Below are 15,103 nucleotides of genomic sequence, written 5' to 3'. Positions count from 1 at the left end.
CGACAATAGCAAGAGTGAACCACCTGATCCCTTCCCGAACTCAGAAGTGAAACCTCTTTGCGCTGATGGTAGTGTGGGGTTACCCATGTGAGAGTAAGTCATCGCCAGCTCATTATTCCAAAAGCCCCGCTCAATAGCGGGGCTTTTTTTATGCCTCAAAAATAATAACGAATATATAGTTGTGTCATCATATTTATAATAAAAATAATTGCTTATGCTTACTATACTAGTCTTTATCGATTACTTAGTATCTAGCTTCACAATTTTTGTGGACTAGTCATTGTGACTATTTAAAGGATTTTCAGGAATATCGTGAGACAAATAGATTTCTTAGCTTTACAAACTACAGAGATATTTATGGATGATTATTTGGCTCCTTTTGCCTGGTAATACGAGATGCTGTTAAAATAGCGAATATGGATAAGAAATTTATCGAGTTTTTTAAAATTTGAAGCGTGTAAGTTCCATATAGCTCCCTATATTGAGCTACCTTTAATTAAAGAAAAAAGAAATATAATTGAGGCAATAATAGTAGGTTCTAATCCAAAAATTGTTAGATGCCTGGCTTCAGTTTAAAACTCTTATTAAATTACCAAATGAGGCGTATAAAAATTTCACAGTTTAAGATACCTTTTAATAATTGGTAATTTAATTTGTGAAAGTTAGAAAATTTCTATGAAACTGAAATCATTTTCCCTATTCCCTGAGGATGATAAATAACTTTATCCTCCTGAACTTGGGTATTGGGCATCACTGGATGATATTGAACAGGTGAGTGAAATCTTAAAGCAGGGCATTGATCCTCATTCTACCTATGATGAGAGCTATAGCGATTTACATCCCGCGGCTAAAAATGCTCATTTGTACGTAATTAAATTACTTATCAGTTAAGGTCCAATTACCATCATCCTAGTACATACACTGCCTTAAAACACGCAGAAATGACAGGTAATCAAGAGATTATGGTTTATATAAAAAGCTTAGAAAGCCTGCATTAATACACTAAAAATTGAAGCCCTACATTATTAGGGTTTTTTACATATAAGTTGCTTCAGTATAGCTTCTATTATAACTACTCCTCTCGCTGCTAAAATTTCCTACTCTTTTGAGTCTGATAAATATTCTGTTTTCTTATGAACTTAAACATGAAATTTATCTGTATGGTTCTCTAGTGCCATATAAGTATTCTTTAATTCCAGTCCACATTTAAGGATTTATTCCAAAGTATACCTACTTATCCTTTTAAGGTTTTTAGCCGACAAACTCTGACAATTTTTCAATCAAATCATCTTTAGTCGAGTGAAAAATATTAATTTGTTAACATATTGTTTTTATTATTAAAAATAAGTGTGAACTATAGTTCACAGTAAAATATGTAACAAAAATAATTATTTATAACTTATTTTATCCTGACATTTTATTCCAAAAAAGATTTTATATACTTTCAAGGTATAGGTTTATGCCTTTCAAGTTGTGGACAAAATTCCGCCAGAAACCCATTGTAGATTGAAATTTAAGTCTCACATTGGAGGTGAGTACTCATGACAGCGACAACAATTAATGTAAATGCTGTAGTGGATCAAGCTAAGTTTAAGTCGTTTCATTTGAAACTTGTGCTCTGGTGCCTATTTATTGTCTTATTTGATGGCTATGATTTAGCAATTAATGGAGTCGTTTTACCATTACTCATGCAAGAGTGGGGGATGAGTGCCGTGCAGGCAGGCATGTTGGCGAGTACTGCTTTGGCAGGCATGATGTTTGGTGCGATGGGCTTTGGCATGCTGGCGGATAAAATTGGCCGCAAAAAAGTGATTTTAATTTGCGTTTCATTGTTCAGTCTATTTACTTTTTTAGGCGGATTTGCCACTAATCCAACAGAATTTGGAATATTACGCTTTGTTGCAGGCTTAGGCATTGGCGGTGTATTGCCAAATTTAGTGGCCTTAACCTCAGAATATGCACCACAGCGTGTGCGCAGTACTTTAGTCACCACCATGTTTAGCGGTTATGCTGTAGGCGGGATTATGGCAGCACTATGCGGTTCATGGTTTACCGCAGATTATGGTTGGCAAATCATGTTCTATATTGCAGTTATTCCTTTATTGTTTGTTCCATTTTTTTGGAAATTCCTGCCGGAATCTTTAATATTTTTGGTTAAAGCAAACAAGCAAGATCAGGCACGTAATTTTTTACAAAAAGTTGAGCCAGCAGTACGAGTATCCGCCAATGCGCAATTAGTTTTAGCGTCGAATGATCAAAACGGAAGTACCTCAGTAAAAGAATTGTTCACAGAAAATCGTGCTGTAGGAACATTTCTGTTTTGGCTTGCATTCTTTATGTGCTTATTGATGCTTTATGCATTAGGCAGCTGGTTGCCAAAACTGATGATGGCAGCCGGTTATTCTTTAGGCAGCAGCTTAATGTTCTTACTGGCATTGAATATTGGAGCCGTGATTGGAACAATTAGTGGAGGAGTTTTAGCGGACCGTTTTGATTTTAAACCGGTACTGATCAGTATGTTAGTTGTAGGCGTACTTTCTTTAGTTGGACTCGGCTTCAATTCTCCGCAGCCTGTTATTTATTTACTGGTAAGTCTGGCTGGCGCATCTTCAATTGGCAGCAGCATTTTGCTGTACAGTTATGTAGCACAGTATTATCCGGTTGCAGTCCGTTCAACCGGTATTGGCTGGGCATCGGCAGTGGGTCGTACCGGAGCGATTGTGGGTCCAATCGTGATCGGCATGCTTTTGGGTATGGAACTACCACATAAATGGAATTTTATCGCTGTGGCTATTCCTGGAATAATCGGTGCCATGGCCATATTTTTTATCCGTCCAGCAAAAACGGCCGAAATTAAAGCTGAACCAACAGTGGCGGTATCTGCACAACCTATCCGTTCTTAAATCAGTCCATCTAAACTAGATAGAGTTTTATAAAACTTAAGCCTCCTTCGGGAGGCTTTTCTGTATGGATGAATTGAAGGCATGAAAAAAGCCCCATCATCCTGATAGGGCTTTTTCGTATTGGTTACTTAGGTATAACTCCTGTCGTACCTCACATCCTGATGCTCAAACTTATTATTGTTGTTTTTAGTTTTGGAAACGTCCTGTTTCCTGCTGAGTTAAATATAGGGTGAATCAAATGGCTTGAACAGCTGGCATTTTCTGCAGTTGATGTAAGCTAAAGCGTACAACAGTGTTTTAGAAATGTGCTTCTAGACCAATATAAGGTCCTTTGAATTTTAATTTGGCTTCCTGGTCTGAGCCTTCTTCAAGCTGGATATCCAAAATACGATAACCGGCTTTAGCGCCCACATCGACCAGCATACTCTCAACAAAGTTGTATTTTAATTCAGCTTGAACATCAGTAATTTTCTCATCATCCAATGCTGCAAAACTGGCTTCAGCTCGTGCACTGAGTCCGGTAAAGGGCAGTTTTATGCCTGCTTCTCCATAAATCATCGGTACTGTGCTACTGACTTCTTGAGTCTGGGTCACATTTTGGCGAATATCACCTTCTAGACGTTTGGCACCGAAGCCGACATCAGCCGAAACTATATTATCGAGTATTTCGTAATACAGAATAAAGTCTGAATAATCCAGATCAACCTGATGGTTTTTTACCCCTGTAAAACTTTGATCGCTTTCGGCTTGTAGATGGGTATGCTTAATTTTTGCATTCGGCAAAAAGGGTACAGGATGCTCTAGGGCCACGGAAAATGACATCGCATGATCATCTTCTAGTTGTGGGGATGGAGGGACAGATGCTGGATTGCTTAAATCAGCACTGTAATTCCAGTAATCTATACCGGCTTTAATGCCAATAAAATCGGCTTGTGCAGAGCTGTATGTGCCAAGTCCAAGGATGAAGCAAAATAATTTGAGTGATTGCATGGATATCCTAAAGATGTGATTTATTATTTTTAGAAAATAATGTTGTTACTTAAATATAAGGAACTACTGCCCAACTCAGCGCATCATATAGTGAATAAAAGAAAATTGCATTGCTGTTATTTCTAGACAACTAGAGGAAATTTTACATGGTCGATAAAGCTGTAAACGTGATGGACTATCCCCTGTATGTGGCAGGTAAAGCAGTTAAAACCGAGCAATGGCTTGACGTCAAAAATAAATATACACATGAGCTTTATGCACGGGTGGCTTTAGCGAATGAAAAGACCATCGAAAAAGCGATTCAATCTGTAGTAAAAGCAGAAAAAGACATGGCGGCTTTAGAGCCTTTTCAAAAACAAAAAATTTTACTGCATTGTGTAAAACGCTTTAATGAAATGCAAGCAGAGCTAACCGAAATTCTGATTGCAGAAGGCGGAAAACCACGTAAAGCAGCCGCCGCGGAAGTGGAACGTTTAATCAATACTTTTCAAATTGCAGCCGATGCGGTCACCCAACTGGATGATGGACGCATGATTCCTCTGGCGGTAACAGCGGCAGCATCGGGTTATCAAGGCATGATGAAATATGCACCAATTGGTGCAGTCTCATTAATTAGTCCGTTTAATTTTCCACTGAATCTAACCGCGCATAAAATTGCCCCTGCAATTGCAGCTGGTTGCCCATTTGTGCTTAAACCGGCCAGCTTAACCCCTATTTCTGCATTGAAGATTGCTGAAGTTCTTGCCGAGACAGATTTACCCACAGGTGCATTTTCAATTTTACCTTGTCCGCGTGAACATGCCGATGTACTGGTCACCGATGACCGTTTTAAACTGCTCAGTTTTACCGGTTCTGATGTGGTCGGTTGGGACATGAAGGCCCGTGCAGGGCGTAAGAAAGTAATCTTGGAGCTGGGCGGTAATGCCGCAGTCATGATTGATGAGGATACTGAAATTAGTGATGCTTTGGTGGATCGTTTGATTGGCGGTGCGTATAATCAAGCGGGGCAGGTGTGCATTAGTGTGCAACGTATTGTGGTACATGCAGATATATATGCTGAACTGAAGAAAAAACTGCTGGCCAAACTGAAAAAAATCAAAGCGGCTGATCCTGAGCTGGATAGCACGCTGGTTGGTCCGATGATTAAAGAATCAGAAGCCCTCCGTCTAAAAAAATGGGTCGATAAAGCCGTGAAAAAAGGCGCAAAATTGCTTACTGGCGGAGAGCTGAATGGAATGATGTTTGAACCCACTTTGTTGGAAAATGTCGATACTTCCCTAGAAATTTATAAAGATGAAGCATTTGGACCGGTGGCGATTATTGAAAAATATAAGACTTTCGAGCAAGGTATAGACCGAATCAATAGCAGTCGTTTTGGTTTGCAAGCAGGGGTGTATACCCAGAACCTGAATAAAATGCTGTATGCCTGGGATCATTTGCATGTCGGTGGCGTGATTATTAATGATGTTCCCTCTTTCCGGGTGGATAACATGCCCTATGGTGGAGTCAAAGATTCAGGTCTGGGGCGTGAAGGTGTGGCATATGCAATTCGTGAGATGCAGGAAGAGCGTATTTTAGCGATTAAAAAATAAGAAAATTGAGGTAATCAGGGGATAGAAATACCCTGATTACTTTTAGTAAAACCCAAATGAAACATCCTTCGTTTTGAGAAAAGGAACAGATTAAGTTACACATAGGGCCAGATCAGCTATATTTTGATCAATTAATAATTTATAGATTATAAAATTAAATAATTTCCGCAAAAACTACACAAAACCGTCAGAAAAATGGGTATTGTTCACTCATTGAAAGGCAAAAACCAGCAAAAGACTTTAAGCAAGATTTTGCGATGACGGCCTGTTTGCAACTTAGAACAGAATGCTCAAAAGGCGTAGAACTAACTTCAAACATAAAAAGATTAATTTTTTTGAATGGTACTTTTTTTGCTCGCGAGATAACCCAAAAACAAGCAGCAGCTAAAGATGCCTAAAGGTTTAGGTGTTTTATGACAGATTCTCGTGAAAACTGGACATCACGATCGGGCTTTATTATTGCAGCAGTTGGATCGGCTGTCGGTTTAGGTAATATTTGGCGCTTTCCCTACATTGCTTATGAAAATGGCGGTGGCGCATTCTTAATTCCTTATTTAATTGCCTTAATTACTGCCGGTTTACCGCTTTTATTTTTAGATTATGCAGTAGGGCATAAAAATAATAGTTCGCCTCCTAAAGCTTACCGAAAACTATTCCGTGGGGGTGAAACCCTCGGATGGTGGCAAGTGTGCGTGTGTATCATCATTGGTTTGTACTATGCCAGTGTTTTGACCTGGGCAGGCAGTTATGTCTACTTTTCTATCGGTCAAATGTGGGGCAGTGACCCAGAAGCTTTCTTCTTTAAAACCTATTTGCAGACTTCGGATGCAACCGGTTTCGACCCGCGTTTTGTCAGCCATATTTTTTGGCCATTGGCAGGAATTTGGGCGCTTACCTTAATTATTTTATATGGTGGGGTGAAAAAAGGTGTAGAGCTTTCCAACAAGATTTTCATGCCTTTATTGTTTGTTCTATTTACCCTTTTAGTGATTCAGGCACTTCGTTTACCGGGTGCGGTAGAGGGTCTAAATGCCTTCTTTACTCCAAACTGGTCTGCCATGATGGACTATAAGGTTTGGCTGGCGGCTTATGGTCATACCTTCTTCTCGCTTTCTGTAGGTTTCGGGATCATGGTGACTTATGCCTCTTATTTAAAACCGAAAACCAATTTAACCGGTTCGGGTTTAATTGTGGGCTTTGCCAATGCTTCAACTGAAATTTTAGCCGGTATTGGTATTTTTGCTGCACTTGGTTTCATGGCCTATACCGCAAATAGCAATGTGCAAGATGTAGTGAGTGGCGGGATTGGACTGGCATTTATTGCGTTTCCTAAAATCATTTCTAGCTTGGGTGCTGGCGCTGATTTATTCGGGATCTTATTCTTTACCTCACTATTTGTTGCCGGTATTTCATCGATGGTGAGTATTTTGGAAGTTCCAATTGCAGCCATGATGGACAAGCTGAAATGGAGCCGTAAAAAAGCCGTAACGATCGTGGGTGGCGGCAGTGCACTGGTTTCTATCGTTTTATTCTCCAGTGTAAATTCGATTAAACTGGTCGATATCATTGACCATTTCATTAATAACATTGGCATTATCGGCGGTGCGTTGATTTCGATTATCAGTATTGCCTGGTTCAAGCGTTCAGCTCTGGTTGAGATCCGAAATCACGTCAATGCCATTTCCACCGTGCAATTGGGCAAAGGTTGGGATTTCACTTTAACTGTGATTACCTCTTTGATTTTGCTGGTTACTTTAGGAATGACCATCTTTAACTTGTTATTAAAAGGTTATGGTGATTATAGTGTAAGTCTGCAGTGGTTATTTGGCTGGGGCAGCGTTATTTTCTGTGCAGCTATTGCCTTTATTCTGGCTCGCGTTAAAGACCGCTAGGAGAGAAAACATGAATACTTCCGCAATTGTGATGATGATTATCTCGATGGTGTTTTTATGGGGTGGATTGGCCTTATCGATTCTTCACTTGATGAAAAATCCTGAAGAGCTAGACGATGTGCTTGAAGAAGTGAAAGATCAACACACGCTCTAAGTCAAAAATAATTCAGTAAACCCTTATAAAATATGCAAATGAAAGTCATTATCATTTATGATGATGGCTTTCTTGTTTCTGAAGTGGAGCATGGCGATGCACACCATTTTGCCACATCAAGTATGGATCGCATTTGCAGTGACCTTTCTGGCAGGATTGGCCACCGTGATTGGTGGAGCACTGGTTTTATTTTTTAGGCAACCCAGCTATCGCCTGTTATCTTTTGGCCTGGCTTTTTCAGCAGGCGCTATGGTCTATGTTTCACTGACTGAAATTTTAAATAAATCGATTGCCTCATTTAGCCAAGCCTATAGTGCGGATTATGGCTTTGCTTTTGGCACCTTTGCTTTTTTATTCGGGGTGATTTTAGTGTTGTTGCTAGATCGTTTTATTCCGAATCCGCATGAAGCCATTGAACCGAAAAATGCCGCAGAGATCGAACAACGACAATTAAAGCGTACCGGTTTACTGACTTTATTTGCGATTACTGCGCATAACTTGCCAGAAGGTTTAGCGACGTTTTTTGCGACCTTGGAAAGTCCGACCCTAGGTGCATCCTTAGCGGTGGCGATTGCGATTCACAATATTCCTGAAGGTATTGCGATTGCTTTGCCGGTCTATATGGCGACTGGGCGTAGAGATTTAGCCTTAGGCGCCAGTTTTGTGTCTGCTTTAGCAGAGCCATTAGGTGCAGCATTAGGCTACTTTATTTTGGCACCCTTTATGAGCTTTACGGTTTATGGAATGGTGTTTGGAGTCATTGGCGGGGTGATGGTATTCCTCGCCCTCGATGAATTATTGCCGACGGCAAAACGTTATGCCAAAGGGCATGAAACAGTTTATGGTTTAGTCATTGGCATGGCATCATTAGCCATCAGTCTGGTGATTTTTAAATTTGTCAGTTGAAGAACATATGGTTAAAAAATCCAAATACAAAAAAGGTGGCTTAAAGCCACCTTTTTAATCGCATCAATTAAGCTATTTTCTGGATACGGCAATAGAAGAAACCATCGCCATGACCGACTTTTGGCAGTAACTGGCGACCGTGAATTTGTTCAATTCCCCAGTTCGCATCAATTTTTTGTTCTTGCGCATCGGCATGATGGGCGAAGAAATCCACCATTTGCTGTTCATTTTCAGCTTTTAAAATCGAGCAGGTGATGTAAAGCAAGGTGCCGCCGACTTTCAGTTGCTGCCACATATTTTCAAGAATCTGTTTTTGCAACTCTACGGTTTTGGCAATGTCACCCGACTGACGCAATAAACGAATGTCCGGATGGCGACGAATCACACCAATCGCTGAACAGGGCGCATCTAGTACAATACAATCTGCCAGTTCAGGCGCAGTCCATTTCCCTGCATCTGCGGTAATAATTTCAACGTGTTTGCCGTCGAGAATGAGACGCTCTAAATTTTCAGACACACGTTTGAGACGTTTTTCATCTTGGTCAAGTGCAATCAGTTTTTTCGGCTGATATTTCTCTAAAAGATGCGCCGTCTTACCACCAGGTGCTGCACAGGCATCAATTACAAATTTGCCATCAAGATTAGGCACTAAACTTGCGCAAAGCTGGGCATGTTCATCTTGTACCGAAAAACCGCCAGCTTCAAAACCTGGCAGGCTAGGCACATGAATACTTTCATCCAGTACAATACCGACATCCGAGAGTTCACAACGATGGGCATCGATGCCTTCGTCTTCCAGAATATCGAGATATTCTTCACGGCTGACCTGACGGGTATTGACACGCAAAGTCAGGGGTGCAACCTGTTTAAGCTCGTAGCTGAGTTCTGCAAATTGCTCGTCCCAGTCTTTCTTTAAACGCTTAGCCAACCAGCTTGGCAAATTCGATGCATTTTCCAGGACATCATAGAACTGCTCAGTTTCACGCGTTGCACGGCGTAAAATGGCATTCACCACGCCACTTAAACTTTCCATACCCAGTTGTTTGCTGGCTTCTACCGTTTCAGAAATCGCAGCATGTGCAGCTACACGGGTGCACAGCAATTGATATAAACCCACATATAAACAGGTTTCAACCACTGGATTTTCAAGCGGTACAGTAAGCAGGGGTAAAGTCACCTGTTTCAATGCATGCCATTGGCGTAGACAGCCAAGCACCAATTCGTGATATAACGCGCGGTCTTTGTCTGACACGATATTCATGTGTTGATTTAACACTGATGCCAGTGATTGACCATTTTGGACAGCCAATAACGTTTTAACAACCTGAGCACGTAAGTTTAAAGTCTTACCAGAGGCGTGGGGAGATTGTCTCATTATAAAATTTGTCCGATATTCAGTTTTTGAGTTTGTAAAATTTGTACGGCATTCAGCGGTTTGCCACCTGGCCATTGTAAAGCAGTTAGCGTGATTACAGTGTTATTTGCACAGGCAACATGGACGCCGTGTTTGTCAATCGCAATGATTTCACCCACTTGAGCATTTTTCGCGGTTGCAGTAGATAACTGGGAATTCCATACCCGCAGGTTATTTTTTTCATCGAGTACGATAAATGCCACGGGCCACGGGTTAAAAGCGCGAATATTACGGTCGATTTGTACTGCATCGATGGCCCAGTCAATCTGAGCTTCAGCTTTTGATAATTTGTGCGCATAGACGGTTAAAGCTTCATCTTGAACTTCACGCATTTCTAAATAGTGTTGTAATTTTTCTGTCGATTCTAAAACAGCGGCAATAGCAGTTGCCCCCTGAAGGGCGAGTTTATCATGCAGGCTGGCCGAGGTATCTGTGGATTCAATCGGGCAGATGGTTTTATACATCATGTCACCGGTGTCCAGACCCGCGGCCATTTTCATAATGGTCACGCCTGTTTCGCTATCACCCGTTGCAATAGCGCGTTGAATCGGTGCTGCACCGCGCCAGCGTGGCAATAAAGAGCCGTGAATATTTAAACAGCCATATTTAGGCGTGTCTAAAACCACTTGCGGCAGGATCAAGCCATAGGCTGCAACCACCATCACATCAGCATTTAAAGCTTTCAGTTCAGCCTGTGCTGCCAGACCTTCTTCAGTCGATGATTTGAAATGTAGCGGCTGATAAACCGGAATGCCGTGTTCTAAAGCCAATTGTTTGACTGCCGATGCGCTCAGCTTCTGCCCACGACCTGCTTTGCGGTCAGGTTGGGTATATACCGCAACAATTTCATGTTCTGTTTTCAAGAGCGCGTCTAAGGCAACCGCTGCAAATTCTGGTGTACCCGCAAAGATGATTTTCACAGATGAAATTCCAAATAAACTTAACGTATTATAAGGCAAAAGCAGAGCGAGACCTAAGATCGTGTGCATGAACTCACAAGCTACTGAAACTCAGATACTTATCTTATATTTTTAAAGGTGGATCTTTATTTAGGTGAAGTTAATAATAAAATAAAGTAATGCAAAATTAAAAAATTATTCATGAAAGTTTTGTATTTAATTCAGTGTTATGGCGTTATATTAGCTTTCAGTATCAGTTTATTTTATATGAATCGTCGAAACATCAATAGATTTCTCTCATAAAAGAGCATGCTTATAGGGCTTTGCTTCAATACAACCTGTAGTAAGATATGTCTATATTTCGACTGATTTAGCGTTATATATCAGTATCATTCAGCCAGAGTGAATCCTAGAATTCATTTCGAGCACAAACTTTGTTGGAAATACACAATGCCTGACTATCGTTCAAAAACATCGACACACGGAAGAAATATGGCTGGCGCACGTGGCTTATGGCGTGCAACCGGCATGAAAGATGAGGATTTTGGTAAACCGATTATTGCGGTGGTCAACTCTTTCACTCAGTTTGTACCGGGTCACGTCCATTTGAAAGACTTAGGTCAGCTTGTGGCACGTCAAATTGAAGCATCAGGCGGTGTAGCCAAAGAATTTAATACCATTGCGGTGGATGACGGGATCGCCATGGGGCATGACGGCATGCTGTATTCATTGCCTTCACGCGACCTGATTGCTGACTCGGTTGAATATATGGTCAATGCACACTGTGCCGATGCGATGGTCTGTATTTCCAACTGTGACAAAATTACCCCGGGCATGTTGATGACGGCAATGCGTCTCAATATTCCAGTGGTATTCGTGTCGGGTGGCCCAATGGAAGCGGGTAAAGTCAAAATTCGTGGTGATGAAAAAGCCATTGATTTGGTCGATGCCATGATCGTTGCAGCAGATGATAGTTTCACTGATGAAGAAGTGGCAGCTTATGAGCGTTCAGCCTGTCCAACCTGTGGTTCATGTTCTGGCATGTTCACCGCCAACTCAATGAACTGTTTAACCGAAGCTTTAGGTTTATCTCTTCCAGGTAATGGTTCGACTTTAGCCACGCATGCCAACCGTAAAAAATTATTCGAACGTGCAGGTCAGTTGATTGTAGAACTGGCAAAACGTCATTATGAACAAGATGATTACAGTATTTTACCGCGTTCAATTGCGACCAAAGCAGCGTTTGAAAATGCCATGACTTTAGATGTTTCAATGGGCGGTTCAACCAATACTGTACTGCATTTATTGGCCGCGGCACATGAAGCTGAAGTCGATTTCACCATGACTGACATTGATCGTCTTTCTCGTAAAGTTCCAGTGTTATGTAAAGTGGCACCGGCAAAACAAGATGTACATATGGAAGACGTACACCGTGCAGGCGGGATTATGTCAATCCTTGGTGAACTGGATCGTGCAGGCTTATTGGATACTTCAGTACCGACTGTACATGAAAAAACCTTAAAAGATGCCTTGGATAAATGGGACATCATGCGTACTGAAAATGCTGATGTATACGAGTTTTTCCGCTCAGCACCAGGCGGTGTACCGACTCAAACTGCTTTCTCGCAAAACCGTTATTACCAAACTTTAGACGGTAACCGTGAATCTGGGGTGATCCGAAATGCAGCCAATGCCTTCTCGCAAGATGGCGGTTTGGCTGTACTTTACGGCAACATTGCACTGGATGGCTGTATTGTAAAAACTGCTGGTGTAGATGAATCTATTTTGAAATTCAACGGCACAGCACGTGTCTTTGAAAGTCAGGATGCGGCGGTTGATGCGGTATTAGGCGGTGTAGTGAAAGCTGGCGATGTAGTGGTAATTCGCTATGAAGGTCCACGCGGTGGGCCGGGTATGCAGGAAATGTTATATCCAACCAGTTACTTAAAGTCGAAAGGTTTAGGTAAAGAATGTGCCCTATTAACAGATGGCCGTTTCTCGGGCGGTTCATCAGGTTTGTCCATTGGTCACGTGTCGCCAGAAGCTGCTGAAGGCGGTGCAATTGGTCTGGTTGAAGATGGCGATCGAATCGAAATTGATATTCCAAACCGTACCATTCATCTGGCCGTAGACGATGCAACCATGGCCGCGCGTCGTGAAGCGCAAGAAGCCAAAGGCTGGCAGCCTGCGGAACCGCGTCCGCGTAAAGTGTCTAAGGCACTCAAAGCTTATGCAATGCATACCACCAGTGCCTCGAAAGGTGCGGTACGTGAAATCTAAGTTGTAGTTTTTACAGATTAAAAAGCACTCCAGATGGGGTGCTTTTTTTATGCAACATCATTTGGACATTTACCGTTATTCGTTTCGTGGAATGCGACAGGAGGTCGCATGTTTACCCGTATGACAGGGATGTCATATCGGGGAAACAAAGGGGTTTTGTTTACTTTTGCCCAGCCAAAAATAAAGGAAAGCCTACCTATTAATCATATCGTTCTAGACATAAAGTGTAGCTGTATGGAAAAAATCATAGAGCTTGATCCTCAATCATATGCTTTTACATATCGAATGCGTTCTATACAATGATCTTAAAATAAATTGCTACAGACCGAAGCTTAAAATCGGTCATCGCCAAGGAATAAAATAATGAGTAAAGACAATATCCGCGAGCATTCCGCACCAGTTTACGAAGGAATTGAAAATGCACCGGCACGTTCCATGATGCGTGCCACAGGGTTTAAAGATGCAGACTTTACCCGTCCATTTATTGGGATTGCTTCGACCTGGGCCAATGTCACGCCATGTAATATGCATATTGATGGTTTGGCACGTGAAGTGGAAAAAGGCGTCAATGCTGCTAATGGTAAAGGAATTATCTTCAATACCATTACCATTTCTGATGGGATATCCAATGGTACCGAAGGCATGAAATACTCCTTGGTGTCGCGTGAAATTATTGCAGATTCGATTGAAGCGGTGGTGGGTTGTCAGGCTTATGATGGCGTGATTGCCATTGGGGGCTGCGACAAAAATATGCCGGGTTGTATTATGGGACTGGCACGTTTAAATCGTCCGGGCCTGTTTATTTATGGCGGAACGATTAAACCAGGAGCCGGCCATACTGACATGATCTCGGTATTTGAAGCGGTAGGCCAGCACGCCAAAGGCGAGATTAACGAAATTCAGGTTAAACAAATTGAAGAAGTGGCACTGCCAGGTCCAGGTTCTTGTGGCGGCATGTACACCGCAAACTCGATGGCTTCTGCCATTGAAGCACTCGGTATGAGCTTGCCCGGTTCATCGGCTCAGGAAGCGGTTTCAGAAGAGAAGTTGCTCGATTGTAACCGTGCCGGCGAAGCGGTAATGAACTTGCTGCGTTTAGACATTAAACCCCGTGATATTATGACCAAAGCGGCATTTGAAAACTCGATTAAAGTGCTGATTGCACTGGGTGGTTCAACCAATGGTGTGCTGCATCTGCTTGCGATGGCCCATACCGCAGGTGTTGAACTGTCACTAGATGATTTTGTGCGTATTGGTCAGGACATTTCTGTGGTGGCAGATGTGCGTCCATCTGGTAAATATTTGATGTCTGAGCTGATTGCGATTGGTGGAATCCAGCCGTTAATGAAACGTATGTTAAATGCAGGCATGCTGGATGGTTCCTGCTTAACCGTCACCGGTAAAACATTGGCTGAAAATCTGGCAGATGTTGAAGACTATCCTGAAGGGCAGCAAATTATTCTGCCATTTGATGCACCGATCAAGAAAGACTCGCATCTGGTGGTCTTAAAAGGCAACTTGTCACCGACTGGAGCTGTGGCGAAAATTACCGGCAAAGAAGGGCTGTATTTCGAAGGTCCGGCACGCGTGTTTGAAGGTGAAATCGGTGCGATGCGCGGTATTCTGGATGGTGAAGTGCAAGAAGGTGAAGTAGTCGTCATCCGGGGCGAAGGACCGAAAGGTGGTCCGGGAATGCCAGAAATGTTGAAACCGACTTCTGCAATTATTGGTAAAGGGCTGGGTAAATCCGTTGCACTGCTCACGGATGGCCGTTTTTCTGGGGGAAGTCATGGTTTTGTGATTGGTCATGTGACCCCTGAAGCCTATGAAGGCGGTCCGATCGGCTTGGTTAAAAATGGCGATAAAATTTCCATTAATGCTGAAACCCGAGAAATGACTTTACATATTTCCGATGAAGAAATGGCAGTACGTAAAGCCGCTTGGGTGAAGCCAAAACCCAATTACACTTATGGGGCTTTGGCGAAGTTTGCCAAATTGACCACGGGGGCTGAAAAAGGGGCAGTAACGGATCTAAATTTAGATGTATAATTGATCATTCCCTAACAAATTGTT

The 15,103-nt window shown here is 42.2% G+C and carries 10 protein-coding genes and 1 rRNA gene; 8 read left to right on the top strand and 3 right to left on the bottom strand.

Going from position 1 to position 15,103, the window contains the following annotated elements; genetic code table 11:
- Both rrf and E0H89_RS14305 read left to right on the top strand, forming a co-directional pair.
- A 5S ribosomal RNA gene (gene rrf, locus E0H89_RS14315) occupies window positions 1-110 on the top strand; the annotation flags it as partial.
- A 1,431-nt stretch (window positions 111-1,541) separates the two neighbouring features.
- Entirely contained in the window at window positions 1,542-2,903 is a 1,362-nt protein-coding gene (locus tag E0H89_RS14305) for an MFS transporter (protein WP_131217934.1), read from the top strand.
- Between the two features lie 297 nt (window positions 2,904-3,200).
- On the opposite strand, the gene E0H89_RS14300 is transcribed toward E0H89_RS14305, so the two are convergent.
- Window positions 3,201-3,893 (bottom strand): TIGR04219 family outer membrane beta-barrel protein, encoded by a 693-nt coding sequence (locus E0H89_RS14300; protein WP_131217933.1) that lies wholly within the window; start codon window positions 3,891-3,893, stop codon window positions 3,201-3,203.
- Window positions 3,894-4,039: 146 nt separating this feature from the next.
- Between E0H89_RS14300 and E0H89_RS14295 the strand changes: the two genes are divergently transcribed.
- From E0H89_RS14295 to zupT, 4 genes are all read left to right on the top strand, one after another.
- A complete protein-coding gene (locus tag E0H89_RS14295; protein WP_131217932.1) occupies window positions 4,040-5,485 on the top strand; it encodes an aldehyde dehydrogenase family protein in 1,446 nt (481 codons plus the stop codon).
- A gap of 413 nt (window positions 5,486-5,898) precedes the next feature.
- Window positions 5,899-7,377 (top strand): sodium-dependent transporter, encoded by a 1,479-nt coding sequence (locus E0H89_RS14290; protein WP_131217931.1) that lies wholly within the window; start codon window positions 5,899-5,901, stop codon window positions 7,375-7,377.
- A gap of 10 nt (window positions 7,378-7,387) precedes the next feature.
- Window positions 7,388-7,531, top strand: coding sequence for a methionine/alanine import family NSS transporter small subunit (locus E0H89_RS14285; protein ID WP_131217930.1), 144 nt, complete (start codon window positions 7,388-7,390; stop codon window positions 7,529-7,531).
- A gap of 96 nt (window positions 7,532-7,627) precedes the next feature.
- Window positions 7,628-8,437 (top strand): zinc transporter ZupT, encoded by an 810-nt coding sequence (gene zupT, locus E0H89_RS14280; protein WP_131217929.1) that lies wholly within the window; start codon window positions 7,628-7,630, stop codon window positions 8,435-8,437.
- A gap of 67 nt (window positions 8,438-8,504) precedes the next feature.
- Here zupT and rsmB read toward each other — a convergent pair whose 3' ends face one another.
- Both rsmB and fmt read right to left on the bottom strand, forming a co-directional pair.
- Window positions 8,505-9,812, bottom strand: coding sequence for a 16S rRNA (cytosine(967)-C(5))-methyltransferase RsmB (gene rsmB, locus E0H89_RS14275; RefSeq protein ID WP_131217928.1), 1,308 nt, complete (start codon window positions 9,810-9,812; stop codon window positions 8,505-8,507).
- The gene (fmt, locus tag E0H89_RS14270; RefSeq protein ID WP_131217927.1) at window positions 9,812-10,771 is read right to left on the bottom strand and encodes a methionyl-tRNA formyltransferase; all 960 of its coding nucleotides are present in this window, start codon (window positions 10,769-10,771) and stop codon (window positions 9,812-9,814) included. Before fmt ends, rsmB begins: the two co-directional genes overlap by 1 nt.
- Window positions 10,772-11,200: 429 nt before the next feature.
- Here fmt and ilvD (E0H89_RS14265) point away from each other — a divergent pair, with 429 nt between their 5' ends.
- Together ilvD (E0H89_RS14265) and ilvD (E0H89_RS14260) are read left to right on the top strand one after the other, a co-directional pair.
- Window positions 11,201-13,030: a dihydroxy-acid dehydratase gene (gene ilvD / locus E0H89_RS14265; protein WP_131217926.1), complete on the top strand. Its 1,830-nt coding sequence runs from the start codon at window positions 11,201-11,203 to the stop codon at window positions 13,028-13,030.
- 363 nt (window positions 13,031-13,393) lie between these two features.
- Window positions 13,394-15,079: a dihydroxy-acid dehydratase gene (gene ilvD / locus E0H89_RS14260; RefSeq protein WP_131217925.1), complete on the top strand. Its 1,686-nt coding sequence runs from the start codon at window positions 13,394-13,396 to the stop codon at window positions 15,077-15,079.
- Window positions 15,080-15,103: the final 24 nt, after the last annotated feature.

Source organism: Acinetobacter sp. ANC 3781 (genome assembly GCF_004331285.1).
In the GTDB taxonomy this organism is placed as follows: domain Bacteria; phylum Pseudomonadota; class Gammaproteobacteria; order Pseudomonadales; family Moraxellaceae; genus Acinetobacter.
The sequence above is the reverse complement of the archived record's forward strand: the minus strand, read 5'-3'. Positions and strand labels throughout refer to the sequence as shown.